The 597-nt window shown below is 49.7% G+C and carries 1 pseudogene; it reads left to right on the forward strand.

Going from position 1 to position 597, the window contains the following annotated elements:
• A pseudogene (locus R7Q46_RS28550) lies at nt 1-597 on the forward strand (penicillin-sensitive transpeptidase); the annotation flags it as partial.

Genomic DNA, 597 nt, shown 5'->3' on the forward strand with positions numbered 1-597 from the left:
TTGATGGCCAAGCTCCAGTGAACGCACTAGAAAATGATGAACCAAAATACGCACCACAAGTGATCTCTGAACAAAACGCATTCTTGATGCGTGAAATGATGTACAGCAACATCTGGGGTGGCGGCAACTGGCGTGAAGGAACTGGCTGGAACGGTACCGGCTGGCGTGCGCAAAAACTTGAGCGTCGTGATATTGGTGGTAAAACTGGTACGACTAACGATTCAAAAGATGCATGGTACAACGGTTATGGTCCGGGCGTGGTTGCGATTGCATGGGTGGGCTTCGATGATCACTCACGCGCGTTAGGCCGCACGACGGTGAACAGCAATTTGGGTCAAGGCCAAGTATCTGGTGCTGAATCAGGAGCGAAAACAGCAGAGCCAGCATGGATTGACTTTATGCAAGTAGCATTGGAAGGCAAGCCAGAACAAGGCAAGAATATTCCAGATGACATCGTGCGCGTTCGCATCGATCGCAACAGCGGTCTGCTGACTCATAAAGTGGATAGCACGTCCATGTTTGAATACTTTGAGAAAGGCACGGAGCCAACCGAATACGTTGGTAACAGCCTCGAAGACAGCATTTATTCAAGCGGTT

The sequence above is a fragment of the Vibrio sp. 811 genome (assembly GCF_033339195.1).